Annotated in this window: 13 protein-coding genes; 8 read left to right on the forward strand and 5 right to left on the reverse strand. The window is 47.6% G+C overall.

The window, feature by feature from the left end; all coding sequences use genetic code 11:
- Positions 1-69: 69 nt before the first annotated feature.
- A complete protein-coding gene (locus FW758_RS07320; RefSeq protein WP_446445032.1) occupies positions 70-2,703 on the reverse strand; it encodes a TonB-dependent receptor plug domain-containing protein in 2,634 nt (877 codons plus the stop codon).
- A 380-nt stretch (positions 2,704-3,083) separates the two neighbouring features.
- Between FW758_RS07320 and FW758_RS07325 the strand changes: the two genes are divergently transcribed.
- The 3 genes from FW758_RS07325 (at position 3,084) to FW758_RS07335 (ending at position 8,289) form a co-directional block, all read left to right on the forward strand.
- Complete coding sequence (locus FW758_RS07325; protein WP_446445033.1) at positions 3,084-4,544, forward strand: sigma-54 interaction domain-containing protein; 1,461 nt, start codon at positions 3,084-3,086, stop codon at positions 4,542-4,544.
- A gap of 172 nt (positions 4,545-4,716) precedes the next feature.
- Positions 4,717-6,189 carry a cytochrome c oxidase accessory protein CcoG gene (gene ccoG / locus FW758_RS07330; RefSeq protein WP_446445034.1) on the forward strand — a complete coding sequence of 491 codons (1,473 nt, stop codon included), beginning with the start codon at positions 4,717-4,719 and terminating at the stop codon, positions 6,187-6,189.
- A 498-nt stretch (positions 6,190-6,687) separates the two neighbouring features.
- Positions 6,688-8,289 carry an AMP-binding protein gene (locus tag FW758_RS07335; RefSeq protein ID WP_446445035.1) on the forward strand — a complete coding sequence of 534 codons (1,602 nt, stop codon included), beginning with the start codon at positions 6,688-6,690 and terminating at the stop codon, positions 8,287-8,289.
- A 164-nt stretch (positions 8,290-8,453) separates the two neighbouring features.
- Here FW758_RS07335 and FW758_RS07340 read toward each other — a convergent pair whose 3' ends face one another.
- From FW758_RS07340 to FW758_RS07355, 4 genes are all read right to left on the reverse strand, one after another.
- Positions 8,454-10,358 carry an ABC transporter transmembrane domain-containing protein gene (locus tag FW758_RS07340; protein WP_446445036.1) on the reverse strand — a complete coding sequence of 635 codons (1,905 nt, stop codon included), beginning with the start codon at positions 10,356-10,358 and terminating at the stop codon, positions 8,454-8,456.
- A gap of 219 nt (positions 10,359-10,577) precedes the next feature.
- Positions 10,578-11,135 (reverse strand): heme utilization protein HutZ, encoded by a 558-nt coding sequence (gene hutZ / locus FW758_RS07345; RefSeq protein ID WP_107402482.1) that lies wholly within the window; start codon positions 11,133-11,135, stop codon positions 10,578-10,580.
- A 38-nt stretch (positions 11,136-11,173) separates the two neighbouring features.
- Entirely contained in the window at positions 11,174-11,815 is a 642-nt protein-coding gene (gene hutX, locus FW758_RS07350) for a heme utilization cystosolic carrier protein HutX (protein WP_446445037.1), read from the reverse strand.
- Between the two features lie 83 nt (positions 11,816-11,898).
- A complete protein-coding gene (locus FW758_RS07355; protein ID WP_011846012.1) occupies positions 11,899-13,989 on the reverse strand; it encodes a TonB-dependent hemoglobin/transferrin/lactoferrin family receptor in 2,091 nt (696 codons plus the stop codon).
- A gap of 362 nt (positions 13,990-14,351) precedes the next feature.
- Between FW758_RS07355 and FW758_RS07360 the strand changes: the two genes are divergently transcribed.
- From FW758_RS07360 to FW758_RS07380, 5 genes are all read left to right on the forward strand, one after another.
- Positions 14,352-15,224: an energy transducer TonB gene (locus tag FW758_RS07360; protein ID WP_446445081.1), complete on the forward strand. Its 873-nt coding sequence runs from the start codon at positions 14,352-14,354 to the stop codon at positions 15,222-15,224.
- 164 nt (positions 15,225-15,388) lie between these two features.
- Positions 15,389-16,144: a MotA/TolQ/ExbB proton channel family protein gene (locus tag FW758_RS07365; protein ID WP_012088460.1), complete on the forward strand. Its 756-nt coding sequence runs from the start codon at positions 15,389-15,391 to the stop codon at positions 16,142-16,144.
- Positions 16,141-16,578, forward strand: a complete 438-nt coding sequence (locus FW758_RS07370) for an ExbD/TolR family protein (protein WP_012088459.1) — start codon at positions 16,141-16,143, stop codon at positions 16,576-16,578. The genes FW758_RS07365 and FW758_RS07370 overlap by 4 nt, the downstream gene beginning before the upstream one ends.
- Before the next feature lie 262 nt (positions 16,579-16,840).
- Positions 16,841-17,836, forward strand: a complete 996-nt coding sequence (locus FW758_RS07375; protein ID WP_446445038.1) for a hemin ABC transporter substrate-binding protein — start codon at positions 16,841-16,843, stop codon at positions 17,834-17,836.
- Between the two features lie 180 nt (positions 17,837-18,016).
- Complete coding sequence (locus FW758_RS07380) at positions 18,017-19,033, forward strand: FecCD family ABC transporter permease (RefSeq protein WP_446445039.1); 1,017 nt, start codon at positions 18,017-18,019, stop codon at positions 19,031-19,033.
- Positions 19,034-19,039: the final 6 nt, after the last annotated feature.

Below are 19,039 nucleotides of genomic sequence, written 5' to 3' on the forward strand. Positions count from 1 at the left end.
TTCAAATCTATAAAAGCCAAATTTCTTGAAAGGTGGGTTAGAAATCGCTTCTATAAATTGGCTTACTAATTAAAAACGGTAATTTACACGGCCATAGTAGAAGCCACCGTTGAACCCATAGGGAGAGGTCACAGGATATTCAGCTCCTGCAATCCCTGCCCAAGGGTTCTTATCGGGATACGTATTCAATAAGTTTTGTGCACCGATTGCCACACTCCAACTGTCATTAATGTCGTAGCCTAACTCGGCGTCAAAGGTTACCGCAGAACTCACATCTATTGGCAATTCACCATCGGAATCTAAATGGTTTTCCCAATAAGCACCGTAATAATTCATTCTTAGCATTGAACGAAACTCGGCACTGAGTTCCTGAGTCCAAGTCAAAGTGCCCTTATGGTGCGGCAGGGCATCCTGTAGAGATTTCACTTTAGCGGCACTGATATTTGCTGAGTTAAAGGAATCAACCTTAGTCTCAGTCCAGTTATAGGCTAAGGCAAAACTGGCACCATCGAGCCAATCTGGTGAATAGTTAGCGACTAAATCAATCCCTTGGGTTGTAGTATCAAAATCGTTAGTAAAATAACGTACCGCCGCAAAACTGCTAGCATCCAATATGCCTTGGTCGAGTAAATCTTGTATATCGGCTTGGGTTAGCTCTAATGGCGAAGTCTGGGTAATGCGGTCTTCCAGCTTAATGTTGAAATAGTCCACCGTCATAAAGAGATCACCCACAGTCAACACGCCACCAATAGATAAGTTGACTGAGGTTTCAGGCTCCAGTGCTTTGCCCCCTTTTTGTACCGATATAGGGTTGGTAGGCGGTAACGTCGCTTGATCTTGCAAACCATTAGGACCAAAGGCCGTAGTCACGTTACGGACATTATTTTGCCCTACCGTGGGCGCCCTAAAACCTGTGCTAGCGGCGCCTCGGATAGCGAAATAGTCGTTCACATTAAACAGTGAACCTAACTTCCAGTTAGTGGTAGAGCCAAAGTCGTCATAGTTTTCATAACGTATTGCGCCTGTGATTAACCAGTCTAGGGTGATTTCCTTTTCCACATCCAGATATACGCCTATGTTACTACGCGACCACGCCCCCGCATCTTCAGGTTTAAAACCGGGAAAACCGTTGGAGCCGATCCCAAATCCCTGTGACGCCAATGGGCCAATTTCAAAGGAAGGAACATCACCAGCATAGATCTCAAAGGTTTCACGGCGATATTCAATCCCAGCAGCAAAGCTCCAGGTATCGATTTCGTAATAACTAAAATCGGCACTAACACCCCGCTCCATCTGCACATATTTGCCCGGCTTAAAACTGGTAGGGGTATTGGGCCCCAAGGAAGCATTAATAGTATTGTTGATATAGAAATCGGCTTCGTTACGGCCATAGGATGCCGTTAAATCATAGTTAATATTTTTACGGGTTTCGCCTTTAAGACCCGCTACTAAGGATGAATCCTCAACGACCCCGCCAAAACGCGGCGTAAAGCCGCCGGGAAACATCTCATTGAAGACGAAACAATTAGGATTAGCGCTAACTGCAGTTAAGCCTACAATATCATAAATATTCAGACCATTTTGATTCATTCCATCAGTCTGGGGGCAGTTACCGGACATATTCCCAGTAATATCCCCGACTAATCTGTCGTACCTATCTCTACCCTGATCATCTTTTAATGCCAATTTATCGCCATTAGCATCGAGAATATATTCACCATTCTGATCACGTTGAAATAGCTGGTTACCATAAACGCCACTGCGGCTATCTGGATTACGGAAATAGAAGCCCCCTTCGACATCTCGACGGGCCCAGTTACCGAAGGTGTAGGCATGCTGGTTTTCATTTAAATCTAATCCGATATTAAAGAACAGCTTAAAGTCTTCCTTGGTTTCTGGATTACCCCAAACTTGGGCCGGATTAGCCACGGCAGTGTTGCCCGCGGCGATCAATCCTGCCGCATCATCACGCTGCACACTGCGACTGGTCGTATCGGCTTGCTTATACTCGACGCTAAAATTAGCGAAACCATTGTCAGTAAAAGGAAGGCCTATATTGGCAGCCACCTGTGGCGATGAACCGTCCCCTTCGTAGTACTCGCCGTAACGCACCTCAATTTGCCCCCCCTCAGAATCATCTTTTAATTGGAAGTTAATCACGCCCGCAATGGCATCTGAGCCATACTGAGCGGCGGCGCCATCACGCAGCACTTCCACTTGTTTGAGGGCAATCGCAGGAATAACTGAAATATCGGGACCTTGAGCACCATCCGAAATACCTGCACCTTGGAAGGCAATAACGGACGCACGATGTCGACGCTTACCATTGACTAGGACTAAGGTATGATCAGGAGCGAGCCCACGCATATTGGCTGGGCGAACTAAGGTCGCTGCATCGCTGATAGGCTGCACCCCTACGTTATAGGAAGGCACCACTTTACCGAGCAAGTCATTCATATCCGTAGCGCCATTACGAGTAAACTCTTCGTTACCGATGATATCAACAGGGACAGGGGATTCACCCACTGAGCGTGGTGCCGCACGTGAACCAACAACTGCAATCTTTTCCACGCCTTCATTTTTAACAGCAGCGTCTTCTTCCTCAGCCATGGCTTGCGGGCTAATGAAGCTACCAGACAAAGCTAACGTAATCGCCAAACTGACTGCACTTAATCCAAACTTCTGCTTCTTTGAGGTCATCATATTCATCCCAACTGCTTATTATTTTTAGAATACCTGACCTGCTATATGTGATTATAGTCCCTAAAACCTTGCTACCACGGTCAATACAAAGTTACTTTTTACATAACAAGAACATTTTTATAACATAAATAAGATAATATCCAATATTAAATCAGACTTTTGAATGAATATTAGTCATTTCTCTTTTAGATCAGTTTGTTATAAGTGAATATTTTTTAAGGTGTGTCGTTAGGTAAAATGCACTTTAGGGCGCCAAAATGTAAAACCCATAAGTCACCATAAAGTGGGAAATACTCACTAACTCAATCAAAGACACGATATATCGCGACATGCAACTTAAGGTATACTCGGGCAATACCAGCCAAGCTTGAGTACCACAGATGACAAATGAGATTTCGGTCAATAATCAAAAATCAGTCGATAAGCATTTCTTACCTGAAAATCAGTTACTGCTTAACGCTGTCGGTGAAGGTATTTATGGATTTGATTTAAGCGGGAATGCGGTGTTCATCAATCCCGCGGCTGAACGCATGACAGGTTGGAAGAATGAAGAGTTACTGGGCAAAAATATCCATAACTGTCATCATCACAGCCATGCCGATGGTAGCCATTATCCCCAAGAAGATTGCCCGATTTACAACACCTTAAAGGATGGTATTACCCGAGAAATCACCCACGATGTGTTCTGGCGTAAAGATGGCAGTAGCTTCCCCGTGTATTACAGTTCCACCCCCGTTTACCGTGATAATGAACTGATTGGCGTAGTCGCGATATTTCGTGACATTAGTATTCAAAAGCAAACAGAGCAGTCATTACGCCAAGCATTGGCGCAAGTGCAGGCGCTCTCGGAGCGACTCGCCTCGGAGAATCATTATCTGCAGGCTGAACTTGCTGACAAAACGGGTGATGTGGATATTTCGGGCGCCAGTAGCGTGATCCGCCACATGATCCAGCAATTGCATATGGTGGCCAATACCGACAGTACTGTGCTCATTTGTGGTGAAAATGGCACAGGAAAAGAGCTTGTTGCCCGTAACTTACATCAACTCAGTCGCCGCAAAGACAAGCCGATGATCAGCGTCAACTGCGCCGCGTTTTCGGCATCTTTGTTAGAAAGTGAACTTTTTGGTCACGAGAAAGGCGCATTTACCGGTGCCACCAGTCGCCGTAAAGGCCGCTTCGAACTTGCTCACCAAGGCACGCTGTTCCTCGATGAAGTGGCAGAACTCAGTTTAGAAGCCCAATCAAAACTACTGCGGGTCATCCAAGAGCAATCCTTCGAACGCCTCGGAGGCAGCGAAACCATTCAAGTGGATATTCGCTTGGTCGCCGCCAGTCATCACGACTTACTCAAGCGGGTCGAGCAGGGATTATTTCGGATGGATCTCTATTACCGCTTGAATGTATTTCCTATTCAAGTGCCACCACTGCGCGCGAGGATCGAAGATATCCCCGAACTCGTCAGCCATATACTGCACAGCTTGAATCGTAAGTTAGGTAAAAAAATCCGAGGTGTGAGCCAAAAAGGGCTGCAAAAGCTCATGGCTTATACATGGCCGGGCAATGTGCGCGAATTGCAAAACATCCTCGAGCGCGAAGCCATTCTATCCCAAGGCGATATTCTGCAGATCCATGCGATGCCGAGCAACAACCCCTTAGCTCAAGCCCAAGGCCAAACCTTAGCAGAAGCGGAAGCCTTACATATAGAACAGACCCTTAAACGCTTAAACTGGCGAATATCCGGTCCACTCGGCGCGGCGAATGTGCTAGGCGTTCCGGCAAGTACGTTAAGATCGCGGATGAAAAAACTGGGGATCCAACGTCAATCGAGTGAAATATAACTCTAACCACACAAGCTAAAAACGCGATATATCGCCAATGTGTGATATATCGCGACTACCACTTAGCTCGCATCATAAAATAACAATATATATCATAAGGTTGAATCAGTTAAAACTTGGCCTAGCGCTTGCTATAGGGAGGCGAATCTTATTTAAGCCGTTAGGACCCTTTATGCCCAAGAGCGAAGTTACCCCCAATTCTCCAAGTGTGAATAAGAGTATGAGCGCGAAACCTTCCTCAGTCGAGCTGCACATTCCGATTAAAATCCTCTCCAGCGAAACTGCAACAGGGAGTAATTCGCCCTCTGGCAACATCCATTTTCGTGAGCAGAAAGGTGATTTTCAGCGCCTGCGAACCATGATGAATAGCCTGCTGATCGTGTTGTTTTTCGCCCTGCCGTTTATCTCAATCGATGGCCGCCAAGCGATATTGTTAGATATCAGCCAGCAACAGTTTTTCTTCTTTGGCATCACGCTATGGCCGCAGGACTTTACCCTACTCGCATGGATTTTTATCGCCGCCGCCTTCGGTCTGTTCTTTATTACCGTATTCTGGGGCCGCGTTTGGTGCGGCTATCTTTGCCCACAAACGGCGTGGACCTTTATCTATGTGTGGATTGAAACGCGCATCGAAGGCAGCAGCAACAAACGCAAGCAACTCGACAAAGCGTCTTGGTCTGGCAGCAAAATAGGTAAAAGAAGCACCAAGCACTTACTTTGGGGTCTCGCCGCCCTGCTCACCGGCTGTGGTTTTATCAGCTATTTCATTCCCGCCCGCGAACTCTATATGGACATATTGACGGGCAATGCCAGCTTTTGGGTGACTAGCTGGGTCTGGTTTTTCGCCATTTGTACTTATCTGAATGCGGGCTGGATGCGCGAGCAAATGTGTCTACATTGCTGCCCCTATTCACGTTTCCAAGCTGTAATGTTCGATGCCAACACTAAAACTGTGACCTATGATGCACAGCGCGGTGAATCCCGCGGCCCACGTAAACGTAAGCAAGAAACCAATCTCAGAGAGAGTAATCTTGGTGATTGTGTTGACTGTAATTTATGTGTCGAAGTGTGCCCAACAGGGATAGATATTCGTAACGGCTTGCAATATGAGTGCATCAACTGCGGTGCCTGTGTCGATGCTTGTAATGAAACCATGTTGAAATTCGATTATAAACCGAACCTTATCGGCTACATGAGTGAGAATGATCTTAAGGGAGTCAGCTACTCCTATTGGCGCTCGCCGCGATTCTTAGGCTACGGCGCAGCGGTCGTGATCATGCTGATAGTGATAGGTTTAGATTTAAATAGCCGCAGCGAAATCCAGCTTAACGTGATCCGAGACCGTCAAAGCCTGTACCGCGAAACCGCTGACAATAAGATTGAAAATACCTATCAGCTGAAGATCCGCAACAAAACGCAGGACACTAAGCAGTATCAACTCGCTGTTGACAGTGAAATGCCCTTCAGCTTGATTGCCGATCCTATTATTACCTTGGCTGCGGGCGAACAAGTGGACTATCCCGTCACAGTATTAGCCGATAAGGATGCCATCCCCTCGGGGCGCAAAATGATCCAATTCTCGGTGACGGATGTGAAACAGCCAAGCCAGCAAGTGAGTCAAGAAACTGGATTCTTCAGTCCCTAGGCTTTTAGCGGTTAATATCGGTAACCGTCTACATTAACCGCTAAATCGGCGCTTGGGGAATCAACCTAAGCGCCGTTCTAAATCAAACACTCATCCTCAAAGGACAGTGTATTTCTTGCGATATCTTTAGTGCTTCTTCGTCCAATAAAATCCAATCTTAGGCATCTAATCAGCAGTGGCTGCAATCCATCTGTTATTCGACGTTACGCAAAATAAGCTTAAGCAAGTTGAATTCTTATAAACATACCCATTACAAAATCTCGAATGATCTCCACTCACGCACTATTAGTGCTTTATCGATGATACGATAATTACGCTATCCTTAACGCCTGAGTTTTAGAGTAAAAATACTATTTGTTACATAAAGATACCGTTATTGGCATAGCGATGTTTTTTGCGATAAGCATTGACCTCTAGTGCTAACACCCTCTAATCTAAACACCTGTTTAACTCCAGAATAATAACAACTAATAAACATCATCTTTGAGGTAGTTCAGCATGGCATACGATCAAGACTCTCAACTCAAACTAGACTACTCATCACTGGTCGATCTGATCGAGAAAACCAGCCTGCGTTATGGCGATAAACCCGCCTATGCCTGCCTTGGTAAAACCTGCAGTTTTAATGAGATAGAACGCGACTCTCGTTACTTTGCCGCCTATTTACAAAATAAGACCACACTCAAACCCGGCGATCGCATCGCCATTCAATTGCCCAATATCACCCAATTTGTCATCGCGGCCTACGGCGCAATCAGGGCTGGGCTTATCCTTGTTAATACGAATCCTTTATATACCGAGCGCGAGCTTATTCATCAGTTCAATGATTCTGGTGCTAAAGCGCTTGTGGTGTTATCCGACCTATTGCCGACCTTGGCCAAAGTCATCGACAGCACTCAAATAGAACTTGTCATCTCCACCCATCCTTTAGATTTGATCGATCCGCATGTGCAGCCAAAAACAGGGCTTAAGAATGTCGAGTTTTGTCAGATTTTAAAACAAGGGGCTGACCTTCCCTTTAGCCGATTTATCTCAAATCTCGACGACCTCTCGGCGTTGCAATACACAGGTGGCACGACAGGATTATCCAAAGGTGCCATGTTGACCCACGGCAATATGATCGCCAATGCGGCGCAGGTAAAATCCCGTATCGCGAGCGTGATCACCGAAGGGGAAGATATCTTTGTTGCGCCACTGCCGATTTACCATATTTACGCTTTTATGGTGAACTTAGTGCTGTATTTCGAGTGCGGTGGTTGCTCGGTATTAATTCCAAATCCGCGTGATATTAGTGGCTTAATTAAGACACTCGCCAAATACCCCTTCACGGGATTTGCAGGACTCAATACCCTGTTTGTCGCCCTATGCCATCAACCCGAGTTTAAGGCGCTGGACTTTAGCCACTTAAAAATCACTATCTCTGGCGGCACTGCACTCACGGCCGCAGCGGCGAATATTTGGCAACAGACGACAGGCAATATGATCAGCGAAGGTTATGGATTATCTGAAACCTCACCGGTGATTTCACTCAATGCGCCCGGTTATCAAAAGCTTGGCACTATTGGTAAACCTGTGATTGGCACTGAAGTTAAACTCTTAGATGAAAACAACCTTGAAGTGCCCTTAGGTACGGCGGGAGAATTAGCCGCGCGCGGCCCACAAGTGATGCGGGGTTATTGGAATAATCCGCAGGAAACCGCCAACGCTATGACTCAAGATGGTTTCTTTAAAACCGGTGACATTGCCATAGCAACAGCGGAAGATTTCCATCAAATTGTTGATCGCAAAAAGGATATGATCATAGTCTCAGGCTTTAACGTTTATCCCAACGAGGTGGAAAACGTGCTGGCGAGCCATCCAAGTGTGATCGAATGCGCCGTGGTGGGAGTAAAAGATGAACACTCGGGCGAAGCGGTTAAAGCCTTTATCGTGCTCAAGGATGATAGCCAAGATCATCAACAGGCAAAAGAGGCCATTCTAACCTATTGCCGCGAGCAATTGACCGCCTATAAATTGCCAAAAGTCATTGAATTTATGACGCAATTACCTAAGAGTACCGTAGGAAAAATTCTGCGCCGCGAGCTAAAAGATAAAGCTTAGAGACCGCACTTAAAGTGCAGTACTTAAAGTGCCGCACTTAAAGACAAAGCTAAGTAACAAAGCTTAGCAACAAAGCTTAGCAACAAAGCTTAGCAACAAACGCACAATAAAAGACCCAGTGAGCTAGCTTGAGCGTTTCAGCTAGCAACTGGGTTTTATTTTACCTAAATGATCTCATTCAAGGCGCTGGCATTGGCCTCTTCGGTTAACAATTGCAGACTGGCAAATTCACGATATAACGCATTGGATTGCATCAACTCTTGGTGGCGCCCGCAGGCAACAATCTCGCCCTTATCGAACACAAAAATCCTATCGGCATTGATCACCGTCGATAAGCGATGGGCAATAATTAAGGTGGTTTTACCCGCCATCAATACGTCCAACGCTTGCTTCACTTTCTGCTCGCTTACCGCATCTAAGGCGCTGGTCGCTTCATCGAGTAACAATATCGGTCTGTCGGCTAAAATCGCCCGCGCAATGGCGATCCGCTGTTTTTGCCCACCAGAAAGTCGCACGCCACGCTCGCCTAAATAGGTTTGATAACCGTCAGTAAATTCGATAATAAACTCGTGGGCACGGGCCGCGATACAAGCATCTATCACTTCTTGCTCAGTCGCATCGACTCGGCCATAACGCACGTTTTCAAGTACGCTGGTCGCAAAGATCACAGAGTCCTGCGGCACCAGAGCAAACTGCGCCCGTAGGTCTTGTGGCAGAAGCTTAGCAATATCAATTCCTTCCAGTCGAATACTGCCAGCGCTAGGCACATAAAAGCGCTGCAATAACTGGAACAAGGTACTCTTACCCGCGCCACTTGGGCCGACTAAGGCAACCCGCTCCCCCGCGGCAATGGCCATATTAAGCTGTTTTAGTACTAAGGCATCATGCTCTGGATAGGCAAAGTTGAGTCCTTCTATGACTAACTCGCCACTGACCTTGGCGGGTAAAACAATAGGATGAGTTGCAACGGGAATATCCACTGGCGTTTCAGCCAGTTCAATTAAACGCTCGGCGGCGCCAGAAGCCCGCTGAATTTCGCCGATCACTTCGCTAATCGTCGCCACTGCGCCTGCAACCATCACAGCGTAAAACATAAAGGCGGATAGCTCGCCGCCCGTCATCTTACCCGCCATCACATCGCTGGCACCGACCCAAGTCACCATAGCAATCGCCGCGATACTTAAAAACATCACGGTTGAGATCAGCAAGGCACGGTAACGGATCCGCCCGCTTGCCGCAGACATCACATCTTCGACGCGGGTATTGAATAGGCTACGGTCTTTATCTTCATGACCATAGGCTTGTACCGTATGAATTTCATGAAGTGTTTCATCCACATAAGCGCCGAGATCGGCAACCCTGTCTTGGCTTTCTCGCGCCAGCGTACGCACTTTACGGCCGAAAAAGATCACAGGTCCCAACACTAAAGGTACAGCCAATAACACTAATAAGGTCATCTTAACGCTGGTGATGCCCATCATGACTAAACCACCAAGTACCGTCACACTTGAGCGCAATGCCATAGATAAACTCGAGCCCACCACGGTTTGCAGCAAAGTAGAGTCGGCGGTAAAACGGGAGATCACTTCACCGGTGCGCACTTTAGCGTAAAAGGCGGGGGAAAGTTTAAGCAGTTGATTGTAAACAGTTAGACGAATATCGGCACTGACCCGCTCGCCGAGCCAAGTCATTAAATAGAAGCGGCAAAACACCGCAGTGCCACTGACGGCGGTAATCCCAAGCACTAACAGTATGATTTCATTCAGCCGCTGCGCGTTGTCGCGCACAAAGCCTTCATCAACCATTAAGCGCACACCTTGGCCCAATGATAGCCAAGCGAGTGACCCTATCATCAAGCAGATAATCGCCGCGACGACTTTCAGTTTGTAGGGTTTAAGAAAACCCATAATCCAAGGCAATACGGATCTTTGCTGCGCTGAGGTTGGTTTAACCTTCGAAGCATCAGCGCTTGTTGTAGGCGTGACTGGAATTAACTTTTCAGGCAATGGCTCTGCGCCCGCTTTAATGGGGTTTGGTGATTTGGCTAATTCGACGGTCGGCTCGGTCACGGTGGTATCCTTCGGTAGGGAACGGCAATTCAAGCATAACATTCACCTGAACTGGGTATCTGCAAGCCGTTAACCGCGCAGCTTTGCTTAAAGCATATCAATTAGATGCTACCTGTTGCGGGAAAATTCAAGGGCAAAGCGTGGTTTTACTCAAAAGAAAAGCATAAAACCAACCCGCAGCGAGTGCGGGTTGGTTTTATTGCCATCGCTTAGCGCGACTTAAGCGACTTGCTGGTTTTCCGGCGTTTTTGGCGTGCCATGGTGGCCATCACGCTTCCAATCCACATCTAACAACTCTGCGCCGCTCAGGCTAAATGCTTGGCCAAAACCTTTCACATAAAGACCCTGATGGGGCGCGAGCTTGTATAAGTTAAAATCGGTTAATGCCGCAAGGTTATCGGACATTTCACCAAAACGGGCCGATAACACACCAACGCCCTTAATAAAGGCCGGCGTATCGCGGGGCACGGCCTCGGCAATCGCATCGAAGGTCAAACGCTTGCGGGCAAAAACCGATTTTGCGGCGGTTTCATCCTCAACTAGCATCACAGAGACCTTAGATGAGTGCTTTAAGTTATGACCATGACGAGCTAAGTCACTCACCAGAATATAAAAACCATCATCGGCCAGTGCGAAGGGTGCATAACTCGCATTCGGCTGGCCATCAATACCTAGCGTGGCCAGTTGTAAGGTTTCCCTTTGCTGTTTGAAGGCTTCTATCTCAGGTAAAAGCTTGTCTCTTAAACGTTGTTCTTGTTCGGTCATTTCAGGCTTCATTTGCTGTGTTCCTTAAATACTGTCGTTAATGCTGCAATTCAGATATGTGATTGCACCGAGGCAAAGGCAGTCGCGAGTGCTTTAAATTGGCGAACTTGCTCAGGAAACAGCGCTCTTTGTTTATCACGACCTAAATATACTTTGAATACGACCTCCCCTTCGCTGCCGAAGAAGTTAATCGAATGGCTCTCGCTGCCTCTAAAAGGTCTGCTGATCAAAGCGATGCCACGCATGGCATCTAATTTGAGATGCCCGTGCAAACCGTCGCCCTTGCTGTAGAGGTTGTAATAACCGTGGGCATATTTTCCCTCGGGAAAATCCCCTTTAAATTCAAATACACTGCCCGATAACATCACAATAGTGGTTAACTTTCCCCATTCAGGTAAGGCTTGCAGTAATGTATCGAGCTGAGTTAACGGGACAAACACCACTTGTTCGGGCGGCAAGGCGGCAACGACTTCGAGCTCGGCAATGCCTAATTCACTAGCGAGCTGCGCTGGCATTAAATCAGCTTGTTGCTCAAATCGTTGTCGCAGTTGCGCCTGTTGCTCACTTGGCTGATTTTGCTCACTTAGCTGACGTTGCTCAGAACCTAAATCTGGCGCGACATCGAGCTCGCTATCGAGTGTCATCTTCATTTTACTGTCTCCAGCGGTAGTGACTATTGAGTGACTTGGCATTAAACGCTGACTCCCGTATACCGCTTGCTCAGATTTAACACTAAGCATTTGCCGAAACGGAAGTCAGCACTTTAATGCAAGGCTTAGAACATATAGCGCGCCGATAACTTCATATTACGACCCGGTTGATACAAGGTTTGCCACGCTTGTTGGTACTTCTCATCGCCGATGTTTTCGATGGCGAAATCCACTCTCACACCCGCCATCGCGCCCATAGTCGGCTCCCACGCAACATACACATCCCATAGGGTGTAATCGTCGTATTTCGCCACTTTGAAGTCATCAGGCGTATTCGACTGCGTCGCCACATAAGTGACGCGAGTGCCGAGCTTCATGTCGCCTTCCATAATGCCTTGGGATAAATCGACGTTAAATTTATTGGCGGGTATACCTTCAATATCGCCGCCATTTTTACGATCTTCACCATGGGTTTGGCCATAATTCATTGCTAAGCGAGTTTGGCCAATTCGGTAACGACCGCTAATTTCAAAGCCAGTTAAACGCGCATCTTCGACGTTATTCCATGAGGTCGTTTGCTCGAACCCAGGAATACCATGCCAAGGATTAGACACTTGCTGCACGATGAAATCGTCCACATCGTTACGGAAGATGTTGAACGTCAACGCTAATTCATCATCACCGGCTAACTCACTGAAACGTAAGTCTGCTTTGATTTCTTTGTTGCGGGCTTTTTCAGACTTTAGATCCGGATTGGTCGCAAAGGTGTTGCATAGACCTTGGGGCAAAAATCCCGGAATAGGTGGAATACAGTAATGGGTGCCGCTAGAATACATTTCCTCTACCGAAGGTGCGCGGAAGGCTTGATCGTAACGGGCACTTAAGGTCAACCAAGATTGAGTCTGCCAAACTAGCCCTAGCGATGGCGATAACTCATTATCATCGGAGGATAAATTGAGGTTGTTACTGTCATTTTTAAAGCTGTCATAACGCAGACCCGCATCCAGATTTAATGTCTGAGTCAGCTCAATATCTGCCCGCGTAAAAGCGCCCCATACTGTGGTTTCACCATCGATATTTCCCGGACGCTGACCCACTTGACCCGAATCATCACGCGTCGTTTCTATGGTATCGCGAAAGCCATCAACGCCGTAGGTCAGCAATGTATTGCCCAAGCGCGAACTGTTATTGAGGTTAATGCCCACAGTGCGATACTCAGTACTGTCTAGCTGGCCCTTAGTAATACGGTCTTCGTCGTAGTCGGTACTGTTCCAATACACTTGCATCTTAGTATCCAGATACGGGTTATTGGCTGGATTGAAACTGTAATCTAAGGTGATATTTTGATCGTCTGTCTTGCGACGCACTAAAGGTACTGAATTACTTGCTGCCGCAGAAGGATTACTTGGCACTAATTCATTGATCTTATTGACTCTCGCAGATAACTCTAAGCGTGACGCCTCATCGGCTTGCCAACCGAATTTGACTAAACCACTGCTGCCATTAGATGAACTGTTGCTTAGGGTTTCGTCATTACCGGTTTTTATATTGTTTGAGTCGGTGTAAGAGCCGTTCAGTAACCAATCGATACTGTCTTGTTGACCATAAATAGCGCCACTGGTTTTAGTGCGCGAGCCATTGGTTTCATAGCCTTGCTTGAAATAGCCACCAAAGGTTTCATTGGGCGCTAAGAAATCCTGCGCTGACTTAGTATTTTGCGCAACGACGCCACCCAGTGCGCCACTGCCCCACAAACTACTGGCTGGACCGCGCAGCACTTCAATGGATTTCAGTAACTCAGGGTCCATAAAGTAGGTTGCTCTGTGGCCAGAGCCGGTATTTTGTCTCGCTCCGTCAATCGTCTGCAGGACTCGACTGCCACTTAAACCACGGATTTCAACCCCTTGAGATGAAGCTCTTGGGCCATTCGTTAGCGTAATATTCGCCTCATTTTTAAGGGCATTAGCCACAGATGATGCTTGAGCAACCGCAAGTTGCTCTTCACCCACCACGGCTACGCTGCGGCTGGTTTCGGAGGCTTTCTCGCTGATGCGGGTTGCGCTCACTAACACTTCATCAAACTCTGTCGTAACGAGTTTTTTATCCGCATCACCTTGAACAACAGGCTTAACATTTTCTTCTGCCGCTAACGTAAAACTTAGGGCCGTACTGCTCAGTGCTATCGCCATGGCGATCACTAACGGCTTTTTCTTCATCTCTTCATCCTCAAGTGATAATTAGCTGTTCCCGTGCAATTCAATACTGAGCCCAGAGTCTCTTTCCAGACACCAATCCTTTTGAGATTGAGTCTATTACAGATGCTCCATTCCAGATTAGGCTCTTTCAAACTTGAGCCCTTTCCAGACAGAGTCCAAGGCAATCAGTATCCATAAAGTAGGATAAATTGTCGGTTTAGCTGTTTTTTTAAGCGCTCATTCGAGCTATTGCAGGCACTCTACCTGAGATAACAAAATAGATCAAATGCAAATCATTATCATTTGCGATCTTGTTTATATTGAGATATCTTAATTAGCGAAGATAAATGAGCAGAAGTGCTTTATTGGGAAAAGAGGTTGCTGTGACACCGAAACGATATCTTGCCTTTGGCGCGTTAACTGTTGCCATCCAAACGGGTGTTATCGCCTCGCAGCCTGCTATCACTATGCTGCAAAGCGCCCAAGCATCGAGTGCAAATCAAGCATCGAACGCTCCCAGCGCGAATCGTGTCACCCTCAATTTTTCTGCTGCGACGAGCACGACAAGCAGCAACGCCAGTGTCGAGCCCATAACGCAAGCAGAATCCAAGCTAGCAAGCGTAAACAGCACCGCGCGAAAAGTATCAACAGCGGAATCTGTCGATAAAACGGTTATCGAGGCTGTTGAAAAAACCAAAGCGGATCAACGAATTGACAGCCAGTTAGTCAAAAAATCTTTAGCCGCAAAGCCCACGACTAAAAGTCATCCAGATGCAGATCCTTTAGTGACGAACGCTTTAGCACATAAGCGACCCGAACATGTTGAACAAGAATTAGAGCTAAAAACAGAGCCCAAAACAGCACATGAACTAACGAATTTAATCGCTAACGCAGCCGAACTAGATGCAAAAGCTACCCAGAATGTGGCCAGTGCAGCATCTGACAATGCCCCATTTAACGACAGCCTCCAAACGAACATAGTGGAATTAGCCAAACCGCTGTTTGCTACAGCGCCACCGCAACCGACTTATCCACGGATAGCGCGTAAGAAAGGATTCGAAGGCACTGCAACCATAGAAGTGATGTTTAACGAACTTGGCGAGCAACTGGCACTGACGTTAGTCACAAGCTCAGGCTTCAGCCTGCTAGATCAAGCAGCAATCGCTGCGGTTGAAAACTGGCAATTTGCGGCGCCGACGCCAAGGTTAGCGAGTCACTACAAGGTCAGAGTGCCTATTCGTTTCGCGCTTAACTAGCGGGCCTCAATCTTATCGCTGAAAAGCTAGCCATAGGAAAACAGGCAGCAGGAAAGCCTGCAGTACAAAAGATAAAGCGCTAAATAGTTAGCTATAGTAAAGCTCACTTTTTGACTCACTCACTGATGTATAAAACTGATTTTTCAATCGATTGGAGAGGCTTAATGCCCATAACTGATTTCTCAACCCTACAGACTCAGCTTGGCGTGCTGACTTGGCCCTTGTTGTTATGTGCTTTTTTGGCCTTGATGATCTGCCTTGAACGTAGCGCCTTGTTTTTGCATCAAACTCTGCTATCAATCTGGCCGAAAAAACAGGCTTGGGTAACGTCATTGCGCCAATCAAGCTCGACGGCGACCACTGAAAACGTCAGCGCACTGCTAGCGCAAACCAGCGCACAGCAAGATTTACTCGCCCGTGGCGCGACCTTGTTACTCAAACAAGTCCACCAGCCCAAAGTGCTAAGGGAAGAATTACTCAGTCTGTGGCTCAACAAACAGCAACGCGACTTGCAAGCCGGACTCAAGGTTTTACAGGTGATTGGCATTATCAGCCCATTACTCGGCCTACTTGGCACCGTACTAGGCCTCATCGACATGTTTGCTCAGCTTGGGCAATCACAAGGCCCTGTTACCCCAGCGCAACTCAGCGCCGGACTCGGTCTTGCGATGAACACCACAGCTGCCGGACTCATTATCGCCGTGCCCGCCATTACCGCCGCCCATCTTTTTGGCATTTGGGCTCAAGGTCAATGCCTGCGCGCAGGGCACGTGCTCAATCAACTCAATCTGTGGTTAGCGGGTATCGAAGATATATCAATCGATAGCAATCAATATCAAGCATTCAGCAAAATCAGTAACAGCAGCACTGCGCAAAAGTCGGCATTCAACTCTCATTCCCAGATTGAGCCACTGACATGATAAGTGCAGATGCATCACCGCGCTCGCAGGCAGGCATTGCTTCGCCTGAGCAACTTCCGAGCCTAGATTTAACCGCGTTAATCGACATTATTTTTATCGTGTTGGTATTTCTACTGCTGACGGCAAACACCCAACTACTCAGCTTGCCGGTAGATGTGCCGCAAAGCCCAAGTGCGGCCATCACTGCAATCGACAATAAGCCAACGATTGCCATCAATATCATGGCGACAGCGCCTTATTGGGCAATAGATAGTGAGACATTTGATGATTTAGCGACTTTTACCGCCGCGTTTACCGCACATTTTAAGACTATGCCGGAGGCGACCGTAGTTATTGCCGCCGATAAGGCCGCGCCGGTGGAACCTTTGATGCAACTGCTCGCGCTGTTGCAGACGCAGTACATCAGCCAGACTCAAATATTGATGGAGCATTAGCGCGTTGCCAAGCCCGCTATCTGCCCCCAAAAGCCAAATGAGCAAGCTAGATAATGAGCCAGAGACACAGCTAGTACAGCCTCTCTAGCTAAAGACCAAAACCAACACGAAAAGATGCAGGCAGTAAACCACGACTGTTAACTTACTGATTTTAACCTACTTAACTTAACGTATTGATTTTTAAAGACACTATTTTAAAAGTCTGATGATTAGAAACAGTATCTAAGCCTGTGGCGAACAAGTTTGTATTAGGAGTTCAACCATGTTGTTTCAAGCAACTAAAATGTCATTAAAAATAGATACTAGCGCCCTTGGCCATCCGCATAAGCCTAAGTGCGCATTTAATCCATTAAGCCGATTTAAGCCATTAAGCAAAGTGGTATTTATCGCCTCAGCATTTGCAGCTTTGCTATCGTCCAGCGCCTTTAGTGCTGAAACGCATTCTGAACATGAGATAAGACTCGTGAGTGCGGGCACGGGCGTCACTGAGCTCGTGCTCGCCCTCGATGCGGGTAATGAGCTGATCGCCATAGATTCCACCAGCTATGTACCTGAAGGTTTAGCCCATGTGGCTAAGCTTGGCTATCACAGAATGCTCTCCGCCGAAGGCATTATTGCGCTCTCGCCAACACTGGTTGTCGGTTCGGATGTCATGGGGCCTGAGACCACGCTCAATGTATTAAAACAAGCCAATATCCAAGTTGTGCAGTTACCCGCAACGAACGATGAGCCGCAGCTAATGAGCAATGTGGATACCTTAGGTCAATTACTCAATCGTCCTGATAACGCTGTTAAGTTAAAGCAGGACTTACATCAACAACTGCAAAGCTTGGCGGATAAAAAACAGCAAATAAGCGATGCTGGCGCGCAGCCAAAAATCCTCTTTATGCTGCTACAAGAAGGCCGTGGCGCACGGGTCGGCGGTAAAGGCACTGCCGCTGATACTATTATCGCGCTATCAGGTGCACAGAATATCGCCGAGTTTGATGGCTACAAAAGTATGTCTCAGGAAGGGATTTTATCCTTGCAGCCCGACATTATTTTACTGTCAAAGCGCAGCGATAAACCCGCCGAGCAAACCAACACGCAAATTGCCCAAGAACTAATGAAAGAGATGCCGCTACTCGCCCATACCCCCGCGGGTAAAAACGGCCATATTCAAACGCTGGCGCCACAAGCGCTTCTCGGCGGCTTAGGCATCAGTGCCATTAGCGCCGCCGATACGCTCGCCAGCACATTGCTCAAGCAAAATCAGTAACCAGCATAGTAAAGAATATCGTCACTCATCAGGGGGCTCATGTTAGTCGCTTATCTAAGTTACTAATATCGGGCCACTTATTTGAATGGCTTGTATGAGTCACTAATCGGACTCGCAGATTTGCACTACTGACTCACACACCAGATTAGTCACCTGATAAAAATAGAAAGGATAGTTGAGATGTTCCTCAATCGCTGGCTCTGGCCCGGTTTAGTCACACTGTTAGCCCTAAGCTGCTTACTCTCGGTCAGCACTGGGCCGGTCAGTATCAGCCTAGTGGATGCCCTAAGCGCTGTACTTAATTGGGCGACCCAGCAAAACATCGGCAATATTGCACCCCACGAGCAACTGGTGGTCAACACTGTTCGCCTGCCGCGGACATTATTGGCCCTGGCAGTAGGCGCCACGCTCGCCCAGTGCGGCGCTGTAATGCAGGGTCTGTTTCGTAATCCCTTGGCCGATCCCGGTATTATCGGGGTGTCATCTGGCGCAGCTCTTGGCGCGGCCATCTGTATCGTGCTGTTACCCAACGCAAATCCATTTATGATCCCCATCAGTGCCTTTGTATCGGGTTTAATCACCACCCTTGTCGTCTATCGCCTCGCCAGTAGCCCAACCGGAACATCGGTCGTGTTGTTACTGCTATCGGGCGTCGCCATTGCAGCACTTGCAGGCGCTGGAATTGGCATGCTCACGTACCTTGCCAACGACATGGCGCTGCGTGACTTAACCTTGTGGCAGATGGGCTCGATAGCGGGTGCGCAGTGGATGTATGTCAGCCTGTGTCTCGTGACTTTAGCATTACTAAGCTGGCGATTTCGCCAAGATGCGGCGGCGCTCAATGCCTTATTGCTTGGCGAATCCGAAGCGCGCCACTTAGGGATAGATGTCGATAGGCTCAAGCTTAGACTTATTTTACTTTGTGCCTTAGGCGTTGGCGTAAGCGTCGCAGCGACAGGCATTATTGGCTTTATCGGCCTAGTGGTACCGCATTTAGTCCGCATGATGTTAGGGCCAGATCATCGCCAACTGCTGCCCATCAGCGCCCTTTTAGGTGCAGCCCTATTAGCCTTAGCCGATATCGGCGCTCGCGCCTTCTTGCCACCAACAGAGTTACCGGTTGGGTTAGTGACCGCGCTCATAGGTGCGCCATTCTTCATCTTCTTACTACTGCAACAACGCAGTAAGCTCATCTAAGCGAGG

This window comes from Shewanella sp. 1180_01 (assembly GCF_052850535.1).

What these genes read in the sequence shown, in the direction of transcription:
- FW758_RS07320 (WP_446445032.1), bottom strand. Translation starts at nt 2,703, where the DNA reads ATGATGACCTCAAAGAAGCAGAAGTTTGGATTAAGTGCAGTCAGTTTG.
- FW758_RS07325 (WP_446445033.1), top strand. Translation starts at nt 3,084, where the DNA reads ATGACAAATGAGATTTCGGTCAATAATCAAAAATCAGTCGATAAGCAT.
- ccoG (WP_446445034.1), top strand. Translation starts at nt 4,717, where the DNA reads ATGCCCAAGAGCGAAGTTACCCCCAATTCTCCAAGTGTGAATAAGAGT.
- FW758_RS07335 (WP_446445035.1), top strand. Translation starts at nt 6,688, where the DNA reads ATGGCATACGATCAAGACTCTCAACTCAAACTAGACTACTCATCACTG.
- hutZ (WP_107402482.1), bottom strand. Translation starts at nt 11,135, where the DNA reads ATGAAGCCTGAAATGACCGAACAAGAACAACGTTTAAGAGACAAGCTT.
- hutX (WP_446445037.1), bottom strand. Translation starts at nt 11,815, where the DNA reads ATGCCAAGTCACTCAATAGTCACTACCGCTGGAGACAGTAAAATGAAG.
- FW758_RS07355 (WP_011846012.1), bottom strand. Translation starts at nt 13,989, where the DNA reads ATGAAGAAAAAGCCGTTAGTGATCGCCATGGCGATAGCACTGAGCAGT.
- FW758_RS07365 (WP_012088460.1), top strand. Translation starts at nt 15,389, where the DNA reads ATGCCCATAACTGATTTCTCAACCCTACAGACTCAGCTTGGCGTGCTG.
- FW758_RS07370 (WP_012088459.1), top strand. Translation starts at nt 16,141, where the DNA reads ATGATAAGTGCAGATGCATCACCGCGCTCGCAGGCAGGCATTGCTTCG.
- FW758_RS07375 (WP_446445038.1), top strand. Translation starts at nt 16,841, where the DNA reads ATGTTGTTTCAAGCAACTAAAATGTCATTAAAAATAGATACTAGCGCC.
- FW758_RS07380 (WP_446445039.1), top strand. Translation starts at nt 18,017, where the DNA reads ATGTTCCTCAATCGCTGGCTCTGGCCCGGTTTAGTCACACTGTTAGCC.